The following is a 22,151-nucleotide window of genomic DNA, read 5'->3' as shown; positions in this document are numbered from 1 at the left end:
GGAGTATTCGGAGAATGATCGGATACAAAGGAAGGAATCATGAAACGAATCAGGTTACGGGTGGCATATGACGGCACCAATTACTGTGGATGGCAGATCCAGCCAAACGGGATCACCATCGAGGAAGTATTGAATAAGGCAATCACGAAGCTGACGAAGGTGGAAACAGCGGTGATCGGGGCAAGCCGGACAGATTCCGGTGTACATGCGCTGGGAAATGTGGCAGTGTTTGATACAGAATCCACCATTCCGCCGGAACGATTTTCCTATGCACTGAATCAGAGGCTTCCGGAGGATATTGTGGTGGTGGCTTCGGATGAAGTACCTCTTGACTGGCATCCCAGATATCAGGATGTGAGCAAGACTTATGAATATCATGTGATTCATACCAGAATTCCGGATCCGACCAGACGTCTGACCAATTATTTTGTGTCCTATCCGCTGGATATTGAGACAATGCGAAAAGCGGCGTCCTACCTGGAAGGAACTCATGATTTCGTCAGCTTCTGCAATATTCGGACCAATGTAGAAGATACGGTGCGGACGGTATACAGTCTGGAAGTTCTGACGAAAGGCGATCAGATTACGTTTCGCATCCGGGGGAATGGGTTTCTCTACAATATGGTGCGGATCATTGTCGGAACCCTGCTGAGAGTCGGACGGGGCTTCTATACACCGGAACAGGTAAAAGAGATTCTGGAAGCGAAGAATCGAAAATCCGCAGGAGTGACAGCGCCTCCGCATGGGCTGATGCTGATGGAGATTGAGTATAAGGATTCGGAAACTTCAGCCAGTCAATCTGGCGAGAACAAAGGAAGAAAATAAGTTCGGAGGTCTTGACAATACAAATGGAAATCATGTACTATAGGGTACAGAGTTGAGAAATGCAAGGAAGAGAAAGAGTAGCAGGTCATAGAACCAGACAGAGAGTTGCCGGTTGGTGAGAGGCGTAGAGGAATTCGGATCTGTGAATACATCTCGGAGCATCGTACCGAAGTGAAAGAAGTTCTGAGTAGGCTGCGACGTGGTGGCGGACGTTATACCAGCCAGGACAGTGATAGCTGTCGACAGAGGCAGACTGAGTGATCATCATAAAGAATGAGACAGATGATCATAAACAGTCAGTGAATTAAGGTGGTACCGCGAAAGAGACATTCGCCCTTAAAGTCTTGGGACTTTAAGGGCGTTTTTCATTATCCACCTGAGCTTGCATACATTTCAAACCTCGGAAAAATAAAAGATAAGATTCAAAAAAGGAGAGCAAAAAAATGACTTTATACGAAGAGTTAAAGGCGAGAGGGCTGATCGCCCAGGTGACAGATGAAGACCTGATCTCAGACCTGATCAACAATGGGAAAGCAACCTTTTATATTGGGTTTGACCCGACCGCAGACAGCCTCCATGTAGGACATTTCATGGCCCTTTGTCTGATGAAACGTCTGCAGATGGCAGGCAACAAGCCGATCGCCCTGATCGGTGGAGGAACCGGTATGGTCGGAGATCCGTCCGGAAGAAGTGATATGCGCCAGATGATGACACCGGAAACCATTCAGCACAACTGCGATTGTTTCAAAGAGCAGATGAGCAGGTTCATTGATTTCTCTGAAGGAAAGGCATTGATGGTCAATAATGCAGACTGGCTGTTGGATTTGAATTATGTGGAAGTGCTCCGCGAAGTCGGTGCGCATTTCAGTGTCAACCGTATGCTGACTGCAGAGTGCTACAAGCAGAGAATGGAAAAGGGCTTAAGTTTCCTGGAATTCAACTACATGATCATGCAGGCGTATGACTTCTACGCACTATACCAGAAATACGGCTGTAACCTGCAGTTTGGTGGGGATGACCAGTGGAGCAACATGTTGGCAGGTACAGAACTGATCCGCCGGAAACTGGGAAAAGATGCCAGTGCAATGACCATTACCCTTCTGCTGAATTCCGAAGGAAAGAAAATGGGAAAAACACAGGCGGGTGCCGTATGGCTGGATCCGAATAAGACCTCTCCCTTTGATTTCTATCAGTACTGGAGAAATGTCGCAGATGCAGATGTTCTGAAATGTATCCGCATGCTGACATTCCTGCCGTTGGAGCAGATCGACGAGATGGACAAATGGGAAGGGAGTCAGTTGAATCAGGCAAAAGAAATCCTGGCATTTGAATTGACCAAGATGGTTCACGGTGAGGAAGAAGCTCAGAGAGCACAGGACAGTGCAAGAGCACTTTTCAGCAAGGGAAATGCAGCAGACATGCCGACAGCTGCCCTGACAGAAGAAGATTTCACAGAAGGTAAGATTGATATCCTTACGGTTCTGTTAAAGAGCGGTCTGGTCCCGTCCAAATCTGAGGCACGCCGTGCAGTACAGCAGGGAGGAGTTGCAGTAGACGGAGAAAAAGTCACAGACATTTACCAGATATTTGAGAAAGATGTATTTGCCGGAGACGGTGTGGTTGTGAAGAAAGGTAAGAAGAACTTCCGCAAAGTCGTAGCAGAGTAATTCTGTTTGGAAAATCTGAAAAGATGCGTAGATTGCAGGAAAAGACACTGACGAAAACACAGAAACATAACGTAGAAATATAAAGAAAGAGGGAATACGGGATGGCATTTAAAGAAGTGAAAATTGAAGATCTGGCGTTTAATCCATTTACCAAGATCGGAAAAGAATGGATGCTGATCACAGCAGGAGATGAGAACGCACACAACACCATGACGGCAAGCTGGGGTGCGCTGGGAGAAATGTGGGGCAAACATGTGGCAACCGTATACATTCGCCCACAGAGATATACCAAAGAATTTGTAGATCAGAAGGACACCTTTACCATTTCCTTCTATTCAGAAGACTATCGTCAGGCATTAAACATCTGCGGTACCAAATCCGGTAAAGACTGCGAGAAAGAAAAAGAAGCAGGACTGACGCCTTATTATGTGGATGGTACGACCGCATTTGAAGAGGCGGACATGATTTTTGTTTGCAAGAAACAGTATCATCAGGAAATGAAACCGGAATGTTTTGACGAGACCGAGAATGATGGAAAATGGTATCTTGGAAAAGATTACCACATCATGTATATGGCTGAAATTACAAAAGTTCTGGTGAAAGAGTAAGTGTAGATAAAACGGTCGTTGACTGTGACATGAAAAAGAACGGATATAGCACGTGAAAAATCTATAAGTAGAAACAGCGATAAAAGATTTAAAACGGCAGTTCCCGTGAGGTACGATGAAAGGTATCTTTGGCGGAACTGCCGTTTTGGTAGGATGCTTAGATCTGCTCCAGATATAGTATACTGTATCCAGAGAGTTCTATCGCTCCTTGAAGCTCTGTGGTATTTCCTGTAATCAGATCCCGGAATGTTCCATGAAGTTCTCCGTGATTCATCCAGAAAGAATCGCCAGAGGCATTGATGGCAACCAGGATTCGCTGGGAATCGGTACGGCGTTCAAAGATTAGCTGGTGGTTGGTGATCTGGACATTTCGGTAAGAGCCATTGCAAAGAGCATCGCTGTGCTTGCGGATCTGGATAAGCTGATGGACAAAGTGAGAGAGTTCATTTTCCTTTGGAGCATCAAAACAGGGGCGAAGAGCATAATCATTATCGGGAGCTTTCACACCTGGTTCGCCCCATTCACTGCCATAATAGATGCAGGGGATTCCAGGCATTCCAAAAAGCAGACCATAAGCCAGAGGTAAATGAGAGGGGTTGGTCAGAATACTGGCAATTCGGGTGACATCATGGTTGTCCACAAAATTCATCAGGTGCTTTCCACGGTAAATGCACCAGTCTTCCGGGCCATACTGACGATTTAAAGAATGGGCGATCTCGAAAAGATTCATGGAGTTAAAACTGGAATAAATGCCTTTATAACATTCATAATTGGTACAACTGTGTAACATCTGATCATTAACGATCAGATTATAGTCCCCGAATAGAACTTCTCCGATCAGAGCAAAGCCTGGTTTTAATTCTTCGCAGAAAGAGCGGAGACGACGCATAAAATTGTGATCCAGACTATAAGCAACGTCCAGACGAAGTCCGTCAATCTCAAAAGTATCGATCCAGAAACGGACGCAGTCCAGCAGATACTCCACGACCTGTGGATTTTGCAGATTTAATTTGACCAGTTCGAAGTGTCCTTCCCAGCCATCGTACCAAAATCCGTCATTATATGCGCTGTTTCCCTCAAAACTGATGTGGAACCAGTCTTTATAGGGAGAGTCCCATTTCTTTTCCTGAACATCCCGAAAAGCCCAGAAACCACGTCCCACATGGTTGAATACTCCGTCCAGGATGACTTTGATACCGTGTGTATGCAGATCCTGACAGACTTCCCGGAAATCATCGTTTGTGCCGAGACGGCAGTCAATCTGTGTGAAATCCCGGGTATCGTAACCATGGTTGTCGGATTCGAAAACCGGATTCAGGATGATGGAACCGATACCGAGCTTTTCCAGGTAACTGCTCCAGTCCAGAAGCTTGCGGATCCGGGGGACATACTGACCGTCGTTTTGTACCGGTGCGCCGCAGAATCCGATCGGATAGATCTGATAAAAAGTTTCGTTATAAGCCCACATAAAATTACCTGCTTTCTATTTATAATGATATTGGAATTGAAAATTCTTAATGACGCCTGTCTTGCTCCGAATAAAAGAACAAGTGTATTTAAGACAAAAAACATTTCCAAGAAAAATTATAGCACAGATTCAGCTGCGAATTCTGGAAAAGAAAACGAAATCTGGGTAATAAGGATCTAAAGAAGTGCAAAAATATACAAAATCCAAAGAAAAAACGAGAAAGTGGACAAAAGAGGTTGACATTGAAAAATCAGCATAATATAATAATGCAGTATGACGAATTGGGAAAAAATATGCACCAAAGCCCCGGAGCATATGATTTCCATGACTGAACAAATTTAATGAATTGCAAGTTGATAATACAGGAGGGAAAACCATGAAAACTTATATGGCTAATCCGGATAAGATTGAAAGAAAATGGTATGTAGTTGATGCAGAAGGACAGACACTTGGACGTCTTGCAGCAGAGATCGCTAAAGTATTAAGAGGAAAGAACAAACCGGAGTTCACACCTCACGTTGACACAGGTGATTACGTAGTAGTAGTAAACGCTGAGAAAGTAAAAGTTACTGGTAAGAAATTAGCTCAGAAAGTATACTATAACCACTCTGATTATGTTGGAGGAATGAAAGAGACAACTCTGGCAGAGATGATGGCTAAGAAGCCGGAGAAGGTTATCGAGCTTGCTGTAAAAGGTATGCTTCCGAAGGGACCTTTAGGAAGATCTATGATCAAGAAACTTCATGTATATGCCGGAGCAGAGCATGCACATCAGGCTCAGAAACCGGAAGTACTGACATTTTAATAGGTTGAGAGGAGGATATTACAGTGGCTAGTGTAAAATATTACGGAACAGGAAGAAGAAAAAAATCAGTTGCAAGAGTATATCTTGTACCTGGAACAGGCAAAATCACAATCAATAAGAGAGACATCGATGAGTATCTTGGACTGGAAACTCTGAAGGTTGTTGTTCGTCAGCCGTTGGTTGCAACAGAAACCCTTGGAAAGTTCGATGTGATCGTTAACGTAAAGGGTGGCGGATACACAGGACAGGCTGGAGCAATCCGTCATGGTATCGCAAGAGCACTTCTGCAGGCAGACGCTGAGTACAGACCGATCCTGAAGAAAGCTGGATACCTGACTCGTGATCCGAGAATGAAAGAACGTAAGAAATACGGTCTCAAAGCAGCTCGTCGCGCTCCGCAGTTCAGCAAGCGATAATCGACTGCTCAGACTATATCAAAATGGTTCAAAAACCCCGGAAAATCAAGGTTTTCCGGGGTTTTCTTATACCTAAACGGGCTGATATAGTTTGACTTGATTTGACCAAACGAGAGCCGTTTTCACCCAATTTTTAGTGGTTAAATATAGGACAACCGGCAAAAATGGGGTCAAAAAACGGCCTTAGTGGTTAAAAAATAGGACAACCAGAGAGCAATTTCGGGGGTATTTTTGAGGGTGATTTGGCACTCTCAGACACCGGATTTTTCGCTGGAGGGTTTGGCATAATCTGACCAAATCTGAACAATTAAATACGATTCTAATGCAGGCACTCAGTAACAAATAACTGGGTGCTTTTTTTGTTTCAGAGATTCCGGCATTAGAAAAGGCCGTCACTTTATGATTTTGAAGTGGCGGCTTTTTCTATTTCCAGAAACAACAGCAACAATCAGAAATGAGGTGAAGTCATGAACACACAAATCATCGCCATTGCCAACCAGAAAGGCGGCGTTGGCAAAACAACAACCTGTGCGAACTTGGGAATAGGTCTGGCACAGGCCGGAAAGAAAGTGCTTCTGATCGACGGGGACCCGCAAGGAAGCCTGACAATCAGCTTGGGAAATCCGCAACCAGACAAGCTGCCATTTACACTGTCGGATGCAATGGGCAAAATTCTGATGGATCAGCCTATACGCCCCGGAGAAGGTATTCTGCATCATGCAGAAGGCGTTGACCTGATGCCTGCGGATATTCAGCTTTCCGGTATGGAGGTTTCTCTGGTAAACGCCATGAGCCGTGAAACGATTTTACGGCAATACCTGGACACACTGAAGGGACAATATTCCCATATCCTGATTGACTGTCAGCCTTCGTTGGGGATGCTTACGGTCAATGCGCTGGCGGCTGCGAATAGGATCATCATTCCCGTTCAGGCAGAGTATCTGCCCGCTAAAGGGCTGGAACAGCTGCTCTCCACGGTAAACAAGGTAAAGAGGCAAATCAATCCCAAGCTCCAGATTGACGGTATCCTGCTGACGATGGTGGACAGCCGAACCAACTTTGCCAAAGAGATTTCCGCGCTCCTGCGGGAGACCTATGGCAGCAAGATCAAAGTATTCGGCACAGAGATCCCCCATTCTGTCCGTGCAAAGGAAATCAGCGCAGAGGGAAAAAGTATTTTCGCCCATGACCCTGGCGGCAAGGTGGCAGAGGGGTATCGAAATCTGACGAAGGAGGTGTTGAAACTTGAAAAGCAGCGCGAAAAAAATAGAGCTGGCCTCGGTAGATGATCTGTTCTCCACCGAAGAAGGCCGTCAGGATGCAAAGCTGGAAAAGATTCAGGAGATTCCGCTGTCTGAACTGCATCCCTTTAAGAACCACCCATTCAAAGTCAAGGATGACGAAGCAATGATGGAAACCGCAGACAGTATCAAACAGTATGGTGTGCTGGTTCCTGCGATTGCCCGCCCTGACCCGGAGGGTGGTTATGAACTGGTGGCCGGACACAGGCGGCACAGAGCCAGTGAGCTGGCAGAAAAGGAGACCATGCCGGTCATTGTTCGGGATTTAGATGATGATGCCGCCACGATCATTATGGTTGACAGCAATCTGCAACGCGAAAGTCTCCTCCCAAGTGAAAGAGCCTTTGCTTACAAGATGAAACTGGATGCCATGAAAAGACAGGCTGGCAGACCGAGTAAAGAAAATGTGTCCCAAGTTGGGACACAAAAGCGATCAGACCAGTTGCTTGCTGAACAGGTGGGGCAAAGTCGAAATCAAATTCAGCGCTATATCCGTCTGACAGAGCTGATTCCTGAATTGATGGACATGGTGGATGAAAAGAAAATTGCCTTAAATCCTGCTTATGAGCTGTCCTTTCTCAAAAAGGAGGAACAGGTAGACCTGTTGGACGCGATGGACAGCGAACAGGCTACCCCTTCTCTTTCTCAAGCCCAGCGGCTTAAAAAATACAGTCAGGAGGGGCATCTGACCCTCGATATGATGCGTGTCATCATGGGTGAGGAAAAGAAAAGCGATCTGGACCGAGTGACATTTACCTCTGATACCTTGCGGAAGTATTTTCCTAAAAGCTATACGCCCCAGCGGATGCAGGAGACCATTATCAAGCTATTGGAACAATGGCAGCGTAAACGTCAGAGAGACCAGGAGCGATGAAAGGAGCCGCCTATGAAAGATATTTCAGCCCGCGAGCTGAAAGGACACAACATTCTCGCCGTAGAGAGGTTTTGGGATAACACCCGCTGGATGATTGAGTTTTCCGTCCTGCGTCCCAGCACAGCTTACGGCAGCCCCGGAGAGGAAATGCGGCTGTTTTTGACTGAGGACGGGTATCAGGCCGCCCTGCAAAGCCAGCAGCACCGGGAGATCAAGATCAAGCGTTACGCTCGTGTGATTGAGGGACATATCCTCGATTTCAAACCGGGGAAACGCCGCCGCTCATAAACCCATACAACGAAAGGAAAGGAATGACTATGTGTACGGTAAAGGAAATTCAAGAAGCAATCCGGGAAGATTGCAAATCTCAGCATGACATGGAATCAACGGATATTGACCGAGTGATGCAAACACTTCCTTTCGCCCAGGAGGAGCCATTTACAGAGGCGCGTCCTCGAAAGCCGCTGTTTTGGTTCTATGCAAGAAAATTTGAAAAGTGTTGAACACCGCAATTCTTTGGAATGAGGATTGCGGTTTTTTTGTACCCAAAATTCGGAAGGAGTGAGGTCGATGGCCGTTTTTCGCATTGAACGGACCCGTGATTATACCGTGATGAGCAATCATCATTTACGAAATGCAAACCTGTCGTTAAAAGCCAAGGGACTGCTTTCCATGATGTTATCTTTGCCAGAGGACTGGAATTACACCACCCGTGGGCTTGCAAAGATCTGTAAGGAGGGCGTGGATGCCATAGGCGCTGCGTTGCGGGAATTGGAGGCTGCCGGTTACATTGTGCGGCACAAGCTGCGTGACCAGCAGGGACGCATCAGCGATACAGAGTATGTCATATACGAGCAGCCACAGCTTAGAAAACCGGATACGGATTCACCAGATACGGAAAACCCGTATATGGATAAACCGGATACGGAAAAGCCCGCAGAATTAAATATAGAGAAATCAAATACTCAAAAACAAAATATTTATGGATCAAGTACCGATTCCATTCCCTTCCGGGATTGCGCGGCAGATTGTCTGCCGGAACGGAAAGGAAGGGATGCGATGTCACTCACAGAGATAGAGAGTTATCGGGAACTGATTCAGGAGAATATCGGGTATGAATACCTGTGTCAGCAGTATGAAACTTATCGGGAGGATTTGGATGAGATTGTGGAGCTAATCGTGGAAACGGTCTGTGCAAAGCGAAAGACCACCCGTATTGCAGGAAGCGATTTTCCGCATGAAATCGTTCGTTCCAGGTTCTTGAAGCTGGATAACTCGCACATTGAGTTTGTCATGGACTGTTTACAGAAGAACACCACGGAAATTCGCAACATGAAGCAGTATCTTCTGACCGTTCTGTTCAATGCACCGACCACGATAAGCAATCATTACACCTCACAAGTAAATCACGATCTGTATGGCGGCTGGTAAATGGTCGCTTTTTTATTGCCCGGAACTGCCGGGAGAAAGGAGCAAGCATGATGTCTGAGGGAAAGACCATAGGGCAGCTGATGGAAGAAATGCGGGCAAAGGCAGGAGCGCAGAATTATCACGGTCATGGATATATGGATCTCCAGCGTTTTGCGGAGGACACCCGGCACATGATTATTTTTGATGTGCTGACGAACGATTCCCCTGTTGGCTGGAAAGGCGAACGAACCCGCCTGTTCCTGTCGGATACCGGTTATGAAAAAGCGCTGGATAGTCAGGAAAAGGGGCAGATTAAGATTTTGAGCCACGCAAAGGTACGTCAGGGCAATCTGCACTATGACCGTTCTGACCAGTTACGCTAAGGAGGGCGGTATGAAGCGTTATCTTCTGCGGCGGCTGGTGGTTCCGCCTTAGCAAAAAAAGAGATTCCCTGCAAACTTCGTGGAAAGGAGGCGAGAAAATGCAGGAAGAAGTGGAAAACAGAACTTTGACGCTGGTTGTCAGTGGAACAAAGTTTACCGGCAGAATGTTTAAGGCTGCCATAAGCAAGTATATGGCACATCGAAAGGAAAAGAAGCTGGAAAAACAGAGAAGCCGTGATGCGCCGGTTGTTCCGCATGGAAAACAGACTGTGAAGCAGCTTGTCGGGCAGAATCAGGGAATATCCAACATTGAGATCACAGACCCCTCTATCAAGGAGTTTGAGAAAATCGCCCGGAAATATGGTGTGGATTATGCGGTGAAAAAGGACCGCAGCAGTTCTCCGCCAAAGTACCTGATTTTTTTCAAAGGCCGTGATGCAGATGCTCTGACAGCAGCTTTTACAGAGTACACCAACAAAAAGGTCAAAAAGGCAACGAAAACAGAGCGCCCGTCCGTACTGGCAAAACTTAACCAGTTCAAAGAGATGGTTAAAAATGCTGTGGTGGATCGCACCAAGCGAAAGGAGCTGGAACGATGAAAAAGACATTGGACATCAAAAAGCTCATTTTGCTGAATATGCCGTATATCCTGTTGGGGCTGTTTGCTACCAATTTTGGAGAGGCATGGCGAATGGCACAAGGGGCGGATGCTTCAGAAAAGTTTCTTTCGATGGTTGCGGTTCTGCCTGGGGCGTTGCAAAGTTTCTGGCCAAGCCTGCATCCATTGGACTTGTTGGTAGGGCTGTGCTGCGGTGTTGGTCTGAGGCTGGCGGTGTATCTTAAAAGCAAGAACGCCAAGAAATATCGACATGGTTTGGAATATGGTTCGGCCCGCTGGGGAACTCGTGAGGATATTGCACCTTACGTTGATCCTGTATTTCAGAACAACGTGATTCTGACGAAAACGGAGAGCCTGACAATGAACAGCCGCCCCAAGAACCCAAAGACCGCCAGAAACAAAAATGTGCTGGTGATCGGTGGCTCCGGTTCCGGTAAGACCCGATTCTGGCTGAAACCCAACCTGATGCAGATGCACAGCTCCTATGTTGTGACGGACCCGAAGGGAACAATTCTGGTGGAGTGCGGAAAAATGCTCCAAAGGGGTGCGCCCAAGCTGGGGAAGGACGGAAAGCCCATGAAGGATAAGCACGGCAAGGTCATTTATGAGCCGTACCGAATCAAGGTCCTAAATACCATCAACTTCAAGAAGTCCATGCACTATAACCCCTTTGCATACATCCACTCGGAAAAGGATATTTTGAAGCTGGTGACAACGCTGATCGCTAATACCAAAGGCGAAGGCAAGGCCGGAGACGATTTCTGGGTCAAGGCAGAAACGCTTCTGTACTGTGCCCTTATCGGATATATCCATTATGAGGCTCCGGTGGAGGAGCAAAACTTCTCCACCCTCATCGAGTTCATCAACGCCATGGAAGTCCGGGAGGATGACGAGGAGTTCAAAAATCCTGTAGACCTGATGTTTGATGCACTGGAATCGGAAAAGCCAAACCACTTCGCAGTGCGGCAGTATAAGAAATATAAGCTGGCAGCCGGTGATATATGCTCTAAGTGACTTCTTAATCATGATTTTGTCATGGTTAGTGAAGCAATCACTTAGAGCATTTTTGTTTCAGGAGGTACAGCTATGAGAAACGAAAAAATCACCCCACTGTACGAGCGCCTGAGCCGGGACGATGAGTTACAGGGCGAGAGCAACTCCATATCCAACCAAAAACGGATGTTAGAGGATTTTGCCCGCCGGAATGGGCTGCCAAACCCTACGCACTTTACCGATGATGGTATCTCAGGCACCCGTTTTGACCGCCCCGGATTTTTGGCGATGATGGAGGAAGTGGAGGCAGGGCGTGTAGAGGCAATCGTCATCAAGGACATGAGCCGGTTAGGACGCGACTATCTGAAGGTCGGTCAAGTTATGGAGGTTTTGCGGCAGCGAGGCGTTCGTCTGATTGCCATCAACGATGGTGTGGACAGTCTGAAAGGCGATGACGATTTTACCCCGTTCCGCAACATTATGAATGAATTTTACGCCCGTGATACCAGTCGGAAAATCCGCTCTGTGTTTAAGTCAAAAGGCATGAGTGGCAAGCACCTGACCGGCACTGTGATTTACGGCTACTTGTGGGATGAAAATCGGGAGCATTGGTTGGTAGATGAGGAAGCTTCCGAAGTGGTACGCCGTATCTTCTCCCTCACGCTGGAGGGATATGGGCCTTACCAGATCGCCTGCAAATTATCCACAGACCGGATTGAAATTCCTGTCGTACACCTTGCCCGCTTCAACGAGGGTGTGAACCGTTCAAAGCCGATCAAAGACCCATATGGATGGGGATCATCTACCATCGTGAACATTTTGAAAAAACGAGAGTATTTAGGGCATACCATCAATTTCAAGACCCGCAAGCACTTTAAGGACAAGAAAAGCCACTATGTTTCTGAGGACGAATGGACGATCTTTGAGAATACCCATGAAGCCATTATCGACCAGCAGACCTTTGATTTGGCGCAGAAAATCCGCAGCAATGTACGGCGTTATCCAAACGGCTGGGGCGAAGCGGCTCCCCTCACAGGCTTGCTCTATTGTGCCGATTGCGGCGGCAAGATGTATGTCCACCGCACCAACAATGGCAAGCGGGTTTCTCAATATACCTGTTCCAATTATACCAAAGTTCCGTGTGGGACACTATGCCCTACACAACACCGTATCAATGAGAGTGCTGTCCTGACATTGGTTTCCGACACGCTCCGGGCTATCGCTGAATATTCGAGAAATGACCGGACGGAATTTATTCACACTGTTCAGGAGACGCAGGTTGCTCAACAGAGTGCCGATATATCGAAAAAGCGCAGGCGTCTGGCTGCTGCCCAAAAGAGAGCCGGAGAACTGGAAAAACTGATTTGCAAAATCTATGAGGACAACGCCCTCGGCAAGCTGCCGGATGCACGATATAAGGCGCTTGATGCACAGTATGCCAAAGAGCAGGATGCACTTGAGATTGAAATTGCAGAGCTGGAAAAGGCTGTTACCGGCTATGAGCAGAGCCAGAAATCCGCAGAGAAATTTATAGCCCTAATTGATAAGTATGAGAATTTTGACACTCTGACAAACACCATGCTCAACGAGTTTGTAGAGAAAATCCTTGTCCACGAACGCGCCCGAAAAGGCAGCCAGGACACCACGCAGGAAATTGAAATCTACTTCAATTTTTTAGGGCGCTATATCCCACCATCCTTACAGCCGCTTCCTTTAACCCCGGAGGAACAGGAAGAACTGCGGAAAAAAGAAGAACGCAAGGACAGGCTTCATCAGAATTATTTGAAGCGGAAAGCCAGCGGCGCACAGAAACAGTATGAGGACAAAATCAAGGCGAAGAAAAAAGCGGAAATGGACGCTAAGAAAGCCCTGATCCGGGCTGAGGATATGAAAAAAGGTGTTTTTTCTACTGTCGGACAGCTACCAAAAGAAGAACCGCACAAAGGCAGCATAGCAGCCAGCGCAGCAGTCTAATCATCACGAAGCAAAGGAGAATGAATATGAGTAAGTTGACTTACATTCGTTGTGGAGATTATGATATACCCAACCTAAAACTTTCTGAACAGCCGGAAACTTCTATCGGCAAGTACGGCAGAATGCGAAAATCCTACCTAAAGGAACATCGCCCCATTCTCTACAACCATCTGCTGATGAGCGAGAAGCTGTATCCACACCTGATAGAGATTGACCGGACAGCGCAGGAGCGTGTGGACACTATGTTGCCTCACATGATGGAGACTACGGGGGTCACGGAAGAACTGAAAGCCTGTGACCCTATGCGTTGGGTGGGGCTGATGAACACATTAACGGCACAGATTGAGGAAATTTTAATCAGGGAACTGATTTGCAGCTGAATGGGAGGTGCGGGAAATGCTGACCTTTGAAAAGATTTTGAAAGTGTTTCAGGCATATCTGGATGATGATCCACTGTATGAGGTGGTTCAGACCAGCCACGGTTATACATTGATGGCATGGGAACCCCACCGGAATGACTGGTACAGCGCTGAAATACAGAAAACCCCGGAGGATTTACGGAACGCTTTGTTGGGTACATACGCCAACTTTCTGGAAGATAAGATTACTGGAAATGACCGTGACCTGACTGTGACAGAAACCGGAGAAATCCAGCAGAGGTGTCGGGAACTTTTGGAAAAGTGCCGGGAACCTTGATATAGAAATGCCAGAAGGAGGCCGCGATTATGCGTCCTCCTTCTGCTTCGCAGTCTGTTCCATTTTGAGCGCCCCGTCTATGGCACCTTCGATAATCGGCAGGTATTCTTCAGGGCAGAGTTTCAGCTTGTGGCTGACCCGCTGCCGCTGTTCGCTTTCTTCCCGCATGATCTCCGGGTTAAAATACCGTTCCACGGGAAGTCCGCAGACCTTAATCAACTGGATCATCACGGGCAGGCTCGGAATCGCACCTTGATTCTCAATGTTGGCAAGATACCGCCATTCAATCCCAACCATTTCTGCCAATGTTTTTCGTGCCAGACGCCTTGCCTCTCGTGCGGCTTTGACATCTGCACCGAAGGTTTCAAAACCGGGACAATCTTCAACCTTTGCCATATAGCATCACCCTGTTACATTGTATAATTCATACTTTGCCCGTGGAATGTTGCTATATGCAGGTTGATTGAAGTTTATAATTCATATATTACATCTTATATTTTTCAAGAACAGGAATTACAATAGAAGGGAAATGAAAAAAGTAAAAGAAAAATTTCTAAAGTTAAATCCTTTTGGGTTACTCAGTTGTATATTAAGTGTAAGGCGTTTTACACATGGAAGGCGGTGACACGGTATCGAAGATTTCATACTAATTAAAAAAATCCAGTCGGGTGACACAGATGCATTTGAGATAATTGTCCGAAAATATTATCAGTCAATTTATCTATTTTGTTGTCGGCGATTGAACGGCGATCCAGATACCGCCGCAGATATTACACAAGATGTTTTCTTGAAATTGTTGGAGAATATTCAATCAGTACGAAAGATCGGGAAATTTCAAAACTACCTGCTAACGATTGCTGTTAATACCTGTAACAATTATACTAAGAAAGCAAAACCCCTGTATATGGATTTAGAAACTCTTGAAGATATAGAAGATACTGATAATGCCTTTGAAAAAATTGAGCTTAACGAACTTAAAGCGCAAATTCAATATGCAATCAACACATTACCGGACTATCAAAAAGAGGTCATCATTTTACGATTTTATTATGATTTGAAAATCCGAGAGATTGCAACCATTACAAAAGCTAGTGTTTCTACTGTAAAATCTAGGCTCCAACAGGGGATTAAAAAACTGGAACGATATTTGGCTGATTTTAGAGGAGGCGATAATGTATGACCCAAAAACAAAATGATGTATTAGAATGGTTGCAGAGTTGTGAAACGCCTGCTCCATCTGAACCTAAAATTAAAGCAGTAATCGTAGCCGGAAAAAGTTACATGAATAGTTCTGAATTCAATAAAAATTCAATGCGAGATATTATATTGAACCAACTTCAATTTCTGCCGCTTTCTTTCTGGATTGTTCAAATAATACTCACTATATGTGCAGTATTATTAGCATGTATCCTGGGCCAATGGAGGGTTCCATTTTATTATCCATTGACAATCCTTGCAGTTATGGTTCCATTCCTTGCGTTATTAGGTGCAATAGAAATATCTAAAAGCAACATCTATGGTATGTGGGAAATTGAACAGTCTAGTAGAACAACGCTGGTAAAAATTGTAGCAGGTCGTATGCTGATTATTGGAGTAATCAACCTTTTCCTAATAACAGTCATTTTAATTTCAATGGCATATATTTACCAGAAATCAATGATTGAAATGGTGTTGTATGGTTTGATTCCATTTAATATTTCTTGCACTTGTTATCTTTTTATATGTGCGAAAAGCAGGACGAACGATAGCTTGTATCATTTAATCGCTTGTATGATTTTTCTTTCTGGAACATTTTCTCTTGTACTCCATCAGCGATTTATATTTGAAGCGTCTATGTTCTGGGGATGGATTGGATTTTATGTGTTATCTATTATCCTATTAGGGAAAACACTTCAACTGTACTTGAAAAAAGAAAAAATGATTGGAGAATTGATATGGAACTTACAATAAATGATCTTTCAAAAGAATATGGAAGAAAAAAAGCTGTAAATCATTTCAGCGCAAAATTAACAAATGGTGTTTATGGTCTACTCGGGGCAAATGGTGCGGGCAAGACAACTTTGATGCGAATTATTTGCGATGTCCAAACTGAAACGAAAGGAGCCATTTTTTTTAACGGGAAAAACATTCATGATTTGGGCGAGAAATATCGTAATATCTTAGGCTACCTGCCACAAAATTTTGGCTATTATCCTAACTTTACAGCGTATAAATTTTTGATGTATATCTCTGCAATAAAGGGGCTGCCGCCTAAAAAAGCCCATAATCGCACAATGGAGCTGTTGCAGGTTGTTGATCTGCTCACACAGAAAAACGAAAAAATCAAAACTTTTTCCGGCGGTATGAAACAACGCTTGGGAATTGCTCAAGCATTACTAAACGATCCCCGTATTTTGATTTTGGATGAACCTACAGCTGGACTTGACCCGAAAGAGCGGGTGCGGTTTAGAAATCTGATTAGTTCTTTGGCAGAAAATAGAATTGTAATTTTGTCCACTCACATTGTTTCTGATGTTGAATATATCGCAAATGAGATTCTGATTATGAAAAATGGCGAGTTAATTCAACATGGTTCTCCAGAAGAAATTTTGAAGCCGATTGAAAAATGTGTTTGGGAATGTGATGTATCTCGAAAAGAGGCCGAAGAATTAGAATTGAACTATGTAACAGCAAATCTGAAACATAATAATGGTGCAGAACGGCTGAGGATTATTTCTCAAGAAGCACCATGCAGAACCGCTTGGAATGTTGATCCAACATTGGAAGATTTGTATTTATACTATTTTACGGAGGTATCCGAGCATGAATGAAATGATAAAAGCAGAACGAAATAAAATATGTTCGAGAAAGCAAACACGAATGTTGTTTTTAGCTGGTGTGGTTCTTATCGTTGCCTATTTTTTCTTTTTTCAATTTAATTATCAAAATGTTTTCTATGATTATGACCTTGAAAAAATGGCATTAGCAAGCGGTTTTACAGCCATTGAACAACGGAAGGAAGTAGCAGAAATATTTGAAGGAAAACTCTCTCAAAATACATTACTTACTATGCAAGAAAAAATCGACCAAGCAAAACAAGCAACTGTTGGACAAGATGAAAATTCTGCTTTTTCTGCTGTTCATGTTTATCGTGACCAAGCGGCGATTCTGGAATATTTGACAAATTCTGATGGTAGTTTTAAGTCACTCGAAACAGCATATCCAAATAGTCCAACTGTGACTTTAGGATATTGTGATGGCTGGGATAAGCTATTATCTGGAATGGGGAGCATCTTGTCCATAATGATATGTTTAATTGTTGTAATCACTCTATCTCCTGTTTTCTCAGAAGAGTATGCACTTCATACAGATAGCATTATTTATTCGGCTCGGTATGGCCGAACCAAACTCACAACTTCAAAAATTATAGCGGCCTTGGAAGTTGTAATTGGCACATACCTCTTGTATTTACTGCTAAATTTAGTTCTGTATGGCTGTACCTATGGGTTACAGGGGTGGAATGTAAGCATTCAATCTTCATTACATTATGCTTCTTCAATATATAATTTGACCTTTTTGCAAATGTTCTTTATCTCTGTAATATTGAATATTTTTGGGATTGTAGCCTTGACAACTATTACATTGTTTTTAAGTGCTCAAATGAGTTCTCCTGTTACAGCGCTTATTACTTCTTGCGTCATCTGCTTCTTGCCAGTTGTGTTTGATTTTAATGATAGCCTTCCTGTTTTACAAAAAATGCAGGAAATTTGCCCGATTTTTATGCTTCATACAAACGGTATATTTTCTGATATGAAAACATATTTCGGTATGAGCCAGCCGGTCTTTATGATCATCCTTAATGTTGGATTGATATTCGTATTTTATAGACTAACAAAAAATATATCAAAGAAACATCAAGTTACGGGGTAATTTTGATGAAAGAGACAAGTTGGGTTAGTTGTCCTATATGCCATAATAAAACCCGAATAAAAATACGAATTGACACGGAATTAAGGAATTTCCCCTTGTTCTGTCCAAAATGTAAACAGGAAACGCTCATTCATGTAAAGCAACTGAATATATCCGTTATTAGAGAGCCAGACGCATAGACGCAGAGCCGATAACACGCAGGCTAACATGACTGCTGTTATCGGCTTTTCATATTCTTTTAAACCTGCCCCGCCTAATGGGGAAAGAAAAAAACCGTAGCTGGGCAGGTTGATTTTGTGCGCTTACTCTAGATACCCTGGCGGCGGTTTTGAGAAATCAGAGCCGCCGTTTCTTTTCGTCTACCCTAAACCAACGACGACCCAACACCGTGTAAATCCACGGCGGCATATAGGAGAATGCCGCCGTGTCTATGTTTGCGTCTTTTCACAGTATCCATGATCTGCACCAGCTAAAAAAAGCCTGCTCCCGGCAGCGGAGCAATGTGGTCAGCAGTATGCACTATACCATGTAACTAAACAGCAAAATATACTCTATTACGCTCGTATGGCTTTATGCCGTCCGGGCGCTTTTTTGTCCCTATGGAGCCGGAACATCGGGTCAGCATGGCCCGAACTTTATCCCCGGTGCCGTTCTCCGCCGCCCCATTCAGATTTACCCAAAAAATCTGAATGGAGGAAAGGCAGATGGAAGTTACCATCAATTATAACGGACAAGCTGTGGCCGTGGAGGTTACGCTGGAAGTCTATGAATTTCTTGACCGGGCCGATCATAAAACGGAGAACCTGTTCCATGAACAGCGGCGGCATTGGGATGACCGGGAGTTTGACGAGTACATCATTACCACCGAGGGTGTAGGGGTCTACGGCGAAACGCCGGAGGAATACCTTTGCCGCATGGAAACGCTGCATGAGCTGATGGCTGTTCTGGACACCTGTACCGAGGCCCAGCGCCGCCGGTTCCTGCTCTATGCGCTTGACGGGCTGAGCCTTGCAGAGATCGGTGTGCTGTGCGGCTGCTCCAAAGTGGCTGTGTATCAAAGTGTGGAGGCGGTCAGAAAAAAATTTATAAATTTCTTTGAGAACAGGCTTAACGAATGACCTGTTTTCTGGCTACCAAGTGAAAGGGATCATTTCCCTTATCTCAGCGAGGGGCGGACAGCGGACGAGCTGTCCGCCTCTCCCATTTTCAGGAGGTAAGCCTATGAAAACAATCAATCTGCGGTGGATTTATACCCACTACCGGCACGACGAGTTTGTAGAGGTCAGCGACGAGGTCTGGGAGGCCATGCGGCAGGCCCAGCGCGAGATGAACAACTATGAGCGCCGGAAGGTCTACCACCGCGCCTGGTACTCCCTGGACGCATATAGCTGGACGGAGAACTACGCGCTGGAACACGGCAGATCGCCGGAGGATATTCTGGTGGAACGAGAAGAAATGACCACCCGTCTGCGCCTGATTGCAGCTCTGCCTGCGGCTCTGGCTCATGCCACTCCGACACAGGCCCGCCGTGTTCACGCCTACTACATTGCTGGTATCAAGCAGCCGGAAATCTCTCGGATAGAGGGCGTCCACAGCAGCAAGGTTAGCGTTGCCATCCGCCGGGGTCTGCGGAATATGCGCCGCTGCTATGATGGCCTTTTCCAAACAGAGTGAGGGCATGCCTATGCAGACCATCAATCTCAAACAATATTATCCATTTTGCAAAGAGGACATTTGTGTGGAGGTGTCCGATGAGATCGTCGAAGCGTTTCTTCTGGATAAGAGAGCCGAGGCTGCCAGAGAGCGCAAGATGTTCCGGTATAAGGCATTTTATTCCCTCGACTGTAACGATGGAATCGAAAATGCCGCCATCGGCTGGGCGCAGCCATCGCCGGAGGACTACCTGATAGAAAAAGAAGAATTAGCCGAATACGAAGAACTGATACGGCGATTGTACGAAGCCATTTCTTCCCTGCCGCCTATGCAGGCTCGCCGTGTTCACGCCCGCTATATGCTGGGTATGAAAGTGAAAGATATTGCCGCAATGGAGGGTATCACGCCATCACAGGCGGGAAAATCCATCCATGCCGCACTGCGGAGACTGCGCCGGTACTTTGCGCGTCAGAAATGGACGGTCAATCTATGAGTATTTCCAAAGAAAAGAGGTGCCTGACATGAACGAAAAAATTACAGCCCACCCCCAAAAAGAAGAACGGGAGAAAGTCCTGAAGGAGATTCGGCAGCTTGAAAACCGAAAGAAGATTTTGGAGAACAAGCAGCGGAACGAAGAACGCAGGGGTCGCACCCGCCGCCTGATTGAGCGCGGAGCCGTTTTGGAGGGGATTTTCCCGCTGGCTCCCGACCTTTCCGGCGCGGAGGTCAAAACATTTCTGATTGCCCTGTCCCATCTTCCGGGGGCTGCGGAATTGACTGCAAACCTGCCAAAATCCGGGGACACGCCATAAGTCCCTTGTTTACAAGGGCGCACTTATACACCGTTGCCGGTGCTGTGCGCCCTGCCGGGGGCGTTGCGTACTTCGTCCGCGATGGGGCGCTACACTCCCCAAACCCCTTGTGCGCCCCGCGCAGCCAAACACCCGCTTCGCGTTTGTTCGGCTCCACGGAGCCTGAAATATCCCCGCCGAAAGGAGGTGCCACCCATAGATTTTTGCCATATTCCCGTCAGTATCATCAAGCGCAGCGAGGGCCGTTCCGCTGTTGCCGCAGCCGCCTACCGAAGCGGAACCAAGCTGACAAATGAATGGGACGGCCTGACCCATGACTACACCCGGAAAGGCGGCATTGTCCATGCGGAGATCATGCTGCCCGCCCACGCCTCGCCGGAATTTGCAGACCGCTCCACCCTCTGGAACAGCGTGGAGCAAATCGAGAAAGCAAGGGACAGCCAGCTTGCCCGCGAGATCGAAGCAGCTCTGCCTCGCGAACTGTCCGGCGAACAACAGCTCGCTCTTGTGCGTGCCTATGTGAAGGACAACTTTGTGGACAAGGGGATGTGCGCCGACTTCGCCATCCATGACAAGGGAACCGGCAACCCTCATGTCCATATCATGCTGACGCTCCGGCCTCTGAAAGAAAATGGACAGTGGGGCGCAAAGTGCCGCAAGGCATACGACCTGGACGAGAATGGACAGCGTATCCCGGATGGGAAAGGCGGCTGGAAAAATCATCGTGAGGATACAACCGATTGGAACGATAAAGGAAATGTGGAGATTTGGCGGGCAGCGTGGGCGGCCTACACCAATCGGGTGTTGGAGGCAGCCGGTCAGCCTGCCCTGGTAGACCACCGCAGCTACAAGCGACAGGGCATTGATAAAATCCCCTCTGTCCACCTGGGGCCAGCGGCCAGCCAGATGGAGAAGCGCGGCATCCGCACCGACAAGGGGGAAGTAAACCGGCAGATCGCTGCCGACAACAAGCTGCTGAAAGAAATCAAAGCCCGCATTACCCGGCTTTATCGTTGGTCGAAAGACGAAGCGGAAAAACCACAAACACAGCAAAGCAGCTTGACTGCTTTGTGGGAGGCCCAGCAGCAGTTGAACACTCCCCGCACCCGCACCGGTAAAATCCGGGCTTTGCAGGAAAGCGCTGCACTATTTAGCTTTTTACAGGCAAACGGCATCCAGTCTATGCAGCAGCTTCATGAAAAAATCGCTGATATGAACAGCCGTTACTATGACCTGCGGGGAAAGATCGTCAAGGCTGAGCGCCGGATCGCTGTCCTCACCGAGCGCGGGGAGATGTGGGCGCAGTACAACGAGTATAAGACTGTCCACAAGCAGCTTGCCAGGGTAAAGCCGGAGAAGCGGGAACTGTTCGAGCAGCGCCACAGCCGGGAACTGATCCTCTATGACGCGGCGGCCTGGTATCTGAAAGAACTGAAAGACAGCGGCGAGGCAATCACCCCGAAGGAATGGCGGCGTGAGATCGACCTGTTGACCGCCCAGAAACAGGTGGACAGCATCGACATGAAAGCTATGCGGGAGGAGCTAAAAGCTGTGGAACGGCTCCGCAAGGCCGCCGACCAACTGGCCCGACAGGAACGGGACAAGCCCCGCGACCGGGGGCCGGAGCGGTAAAGGGTACGGCGCTTTGCCGACCCCTTTCAGGTGCGTCGCGTTTCACGACACCCTTTTGCACACAGAAAAACCGCCGTACAGGTTTCCCCATACGGCGGCAGATGGT

Annotated in this window: 27 protein-coding genes, 1 pseudogene and 1 other annotated feature; of the genes and pseudogenes, 26 read left to right on the top strand and 2 right to left on the bottom strand. The window is 46.6% G+C overall.

The window, feature by feature from the left end; genetic code table 11:
- Window positions 1–39: 39 nt before the first annotated feature.
- The 3 genes from truA (at window position 40) to KGMB01110_RS05625 (ending at window position 3,100) form a co-directional block, all read left to right on the top strand.
- Entirely contained in the window at window positions 40–825 is a 786-nt protein-coding gene (truA, locus tag KGMB01110_RS05635) for a tRNA pseudouridine(38-40) synthase TruA (protein WP_119297793.1), read from the top strand.
- 55 nt (window positions 826–880) lie between these two features.
- Window positions 881–1,166: a binding site (T-box leader), on the top strand.
- 102 nt (window positions 1,167–1,268) lie between these two features.
- Window positions 1,269–2,492, top strand: coding sequence for a tyrosine--tRNA ligase (gene tyrS, locus KGMB01110_RS05630; protein ID WP_119297792.1), 1,224 nt, complete (start codon window positions 1,269–1,271; stop codon window positions 2,490–2,492).
- A 101-nt stretch (window positions 2,493–2,593) separates the two neighbouring features.
- Window positions 2,594–3,100 (top strand): flavin reductase family protein, encoded by a 507-nt coding sequence (locus KGMB01110_RS05625; RefSeq protein ID WP_119297791.1) that lies wholly within the window; start codon window positions 2,594–2,596, stop codon window positions 3,098–3,100.
- 157 nt (window positions 3,101–3,257) lie between these two features.
- Here KGMB01110_RS05625 and KGMB01110_RS05620 read toward each other — a convergent pair whose 3' ends face one another.
- Window positions 3,258–4,568: an alpha-amylase family glycosyl hydrolase gene (locus KGMB01110_RS05620; protein ID WP_119297790.1), complete on the bottom strand. Its 1,311-nt coding sequence runs from the start codon at window positions 4,566–4,568 to the stop codon at window positions 3,258–3,260.
- 376 nt (window positions 4,569–4,944) lie between these two features.
- On the opposite strand from KGMB01110_RS05620, the gene rplM reads away from it, so the two are divergent.
- The 13 genes and pseudogenes from rplM (at window position 4,945) to KGMB01110_RS05550 (ending at window position 14,039) form a co-directional block, all read left to right on the top strand.
- Window positions 4,945–5,373 carry a 50S ribosomal protein L13 gene (gene rplM / locus KGMB01110_RS05615; protein ID WP_117603072.1) on the top strand — a complete coding sequence of 143 codons (429 nt, stop codon included), beginning with the start codon at window positions 4,945–4,947 and terminating at the stop codon, window positions 5,371–5,373.
- A 23-nt stretch (window positions 5,374–5,396) separates the two neighbouring features.
- On the top strand, window positions 5,397–5,789 hold the full coding sequence (gene rpsI / locus KGMB01110_RS05610; RefSeq protein WP_119297789.1) for a 30S ribosomal protein S9: 393 nt from the start codon (window positions 5,397–5,399) through the stop codon (window positions 5,787–5,789).
- Between the two features lie 467 nt (window positions 5,790–6,256).
- Entirely contained in the window at window positions 6,257–7,078 is an 822-nt protein-coding gene (locus KGMB01110_RS05595) for a ParA family protein (protein WP_004797470.1), read from the top strand.
- Complete coding sequence (locus KGMB01110_RS05590; protein ID WP_009322019.1) at window positions 7,035–7,964, top strand: ParB/RepB/Spo0J family partition protein; 930 nt, start codon at window positions 7,035–7,037, stop codon at window positions 7,962–7,964. Before KGMB01110_RS05595 ends, KGMB01110_RS05590 begins: the two co-directional genes overlap by 44 nt.
- Window positions 7,965–7,976: 12 nt before the next feature.
- Window positions 7,977–8,252 (top strand): DUF5720 family protein, encoded by a 276-nt coding sequence (locus tag KGMB01110_RS05585; protein ID WP_119297788.1) that lies wholly within the window; start codon window positions 7,977–7,979, stop codon window positions 8,250–8,252.
- Between the two features lie 23 nt (window positions 8,253–8,275).
- Window positions 8,276–8,467, top strand: coding sequence for a hypothetical protein (locus KGMB01110_RS05580; RefSeq protein WP_007886609.1), 192 nt, complete (start codon window positions 8,276–8,278; stop codon window positions 8,465–8,467).
- Window positions 8,468–8,534: 67 nt separating this feature from the next.
- Window positions 8,535–9,395, top strand: coding sequence for a DUF6017 domain-containing protein (locus KGMB01110_RS05575; RefSeq protein WP_119297787.1), 861 nt, complete (start codon window positions 8,535–8,537; stop codon window positions 9,393–9,395).
- Between the two features lie 50 nt (window positions 9,396–9,445).
- Window positions 9,446–9,757 carry a DUF5720 family protein gene (locus KGMB01110_RS05570; protein WP_008728385.1) on the top strand — a complete coding sequence of 104 codons (312 nt, stop codon included), beginning with the start codon at window positions 9,446–9,448 and terminating at the stop codon, window positions 9,755–9,757.
- Between the two features lie 98 nt (window positions 9,758–9,855).
- On the top strand, window positions 9,856–10,356 hold the full coding sequence (locus tag KGMB01110_RS05565; protein ID WP_007886614.1) for a PcfB family protein: 501 nt from the start codon (window positions 9,856–9,858) through the stop codon (window positions 10,354–10,356).
- A pseudogene (locus KGMB01110_RS15285) lies at window positions 10,353–11,372 on the top strand (type IV secretory system conjugative DNA transfer family protein); the annotation flags it as partial. The gene KGMB01110_RS05565 and the pseudogene KGMB01110_RS15285, both read left to right, overlap by 4 nt.
- Before the next feature lie 90 nt (window positions 11,373–11,462).
- Window positions 11,463–13,343, top strand: a complete 1,881-nt coding sequence (locus KGMB01110_RS15280) for a recombinase family protein (RefSeq protein WP_186854828.1) — start codon at window positions 11,463–11,465, stop codon at window positions 13,341–13,343.
- A gap of 26 nt (window positions 13,344–13,369) precedes the next feature.
- A complete protein-coding gene (locus KGMB01110_RS05555; RefSeq protein ID WP_119297786.1) occupies window positions 13,370–13,723 on the top strand; it encodes a TnpV protein in 354 nt (117 codons plus the stop codon).
- A 16-nt stretch (window positions 13,724–13,739) separates the two neighbouring features.
- Window positions 13,740–14,039 carry a hypothetical protein gene (locus tag KGMB01110_RS05550; RefSeq protein WP_004612693.1) on the top strand — a complete coding sequence of 100 codons (300 nt, stop codon included), beginning with the start codon at window positions 13,740–13,742 and terminating at the stop codon, window positions 14,037–14,039.
- 27 nt (window positions 14,040–14,066) lie between these two features.
- On the opposite strand, the gene KGMB01110_RS05545 is transcribed toward KGMB01110_RS05550, so the two are convergent.
- On the bottom strand, window positions 14,067–14,435 hold the full coding sequence (locus KGMB01110_RS05545) for a helix-turn-helix domain-containing protein (RefSeq protein ID WP_012816188.1): 369 nt from the start codon (window positions 14,433–14,435) through the stop codon (window positions 14,067–14,069).
- Between the two features lie 235 nt (window positions 14,436–14,670).
- Here KGMB01110_RS05545 and KGMB01110_RS05540 point away from each other — a divergent pair, with 235 nt between their 5' ends.
- The 10 genes from KGMB01110_RS05540 to mobQ all read left to right on the top strand — a co-directional run bounded on the left by KGMB01110_RS05540 (window position 14,671) and on the right by mobQ (window position 22,045).
- Window positions 14,671–15,219 (top strand): RNA polymerase sigma factor, encoded by a 549-nt coding sequence (locus KGMB01110_RS05540; RefSeq protein WP_031276249.1) that lies wholly within the window; start codon window positions 14,671–14,673, stop codon window positions 15,217–15,219.
- On the top strand, window positions 15,216–15,989 hold the full coding sequence (locus KGMB01110_RS05535) for a hypothetical protein (RefSeq protein ID WP_119297785.1): 774 nt from the start codon (window positions 15,216–15,218) through the stop codon (window positions 15,987–15,989). The genes KGMB01110_RS05540 and KGMB01110_RS05535 overlap by 4 nt, the downstream gene beginning before the upstream one ends.
- Window positions 15,974–16,849 (top strand): ABC transporter ATP-binding protein, encoded by an 876-nt coding sequence (locus tag KGMB01110_RS05530; protein WP_118728634.1) that lies wholly within the window; start codon window positions 15,974–15,976, stop codon window positions 16,847–16,849. Before KGMB01110_RS05535 ends, KGMB01110_RS05530 begins: the two co-directional genes overlap by 16 nt.
- Complete coding sequence (locus tag KGMB01110_RS05525) at window positions 16,842–17,948, top strand: hypothetical protein (protein WP_016300381.1); 1,107 nt, start codon at window positions 16,842–16,844, stop codon at window positions 17,946–17,948. The genes KGMB01110_RS05530 and KGMB01110_RS05525 overlap by 8 nt, the downstream gene beginning before the upstream one ends.
- A 5-nt stretch (window positions 17,949–17,953) precedes the next feature.
- On the top strand, window positions 17,954–18,127 hold the full coding sequence (locus tag KGMB01110_RS05520) for a cysteine-rich KTR domain-containing protein (RefSeq protein WP_081026450.1): 174 nt from the start codon (window positions 17,954–17,956) through the stop codon (window positions 18,125–18,127).
- A gap of 525 nt (window positions 18,128–18,652) precedes the next feature.
- On the top strand, window positions 18,653–19,066 hold the full coding sequence (locus tag KGMB01110_RS05515) for an RNA polymerase sigma factor (RefSeq protein ID WP_119297784.1): 414 nt from the start codon (window positions 18,653–18,655) through the stop codon (window positions 19,064–19,066).
- 103 nt (window positions 19,067–19,169) lie between these two features.
- Window positions 19,170–19,622 (top strand): RNA polymerase subunit sigma-24, encoded by a 453-nt coding sequence (locus KGMB01110_RS05510; RefSeq protein WP_117531886.1) that lies wholly within the window; start codon window positions 19,170–19,172, stop codon window positions 19,620–19,622.
- A gap of 10 nt (window positions 19,623–19,632) precedes the next feature.
- Window positions 19,633–20,094 (top strand): RNA polymerase sigma factor, encoded by a 462-nt coding sequence (locus tag KGMB01110_RS05505; protein ID WP_117505410.1) that lies wholly within the window; start codon window positions 19,633–19,635, stop codon window positions 20,092–20,094.
- A 28-nt stretch (window positions 20,095–20,122) separates the two neighbouring features.
- Window positions 20,123–20,413 (top strand): DUF3847 domain-containing protein, encoded by a 291-nt coding sequence (locus KGMB01110_RS05500; protein ID WP_014081144.1) that lies wholly within the window; start codon window positions 20,123–20,125, stop codon window positions 20,411–20,413.
- A 186-nt stretch (window positions 20,414–20,599) separates the two neighbouring features.
- A complete protein-coding gene (gene mobQ / locus KGMB01110_RS05495; RefSeq protein ID WP_119297783.1) occupies window positions 20,600–22,045 on the top strand; it encodes a MobQ family relaxase in 1,446 nt (481 codons plus the stop codon).
- Window positions 22,046–22,151 lie beyond the last annotated feature (106 nt).

The sequence above is a fragment of the Mediterraneibacter butyricigenes genome (assembly GCF_003574295.1).
Lineage (GTDB): Bacteria > Bacillota > Clostridia > Lachnospirales > Lachnospiraceae > Mediterraneibacter_A > Mediterraneibacter_A butyricigenes.
This window is presented reverse-complemented; position numbering and strand designations above follow the sequence as displayed.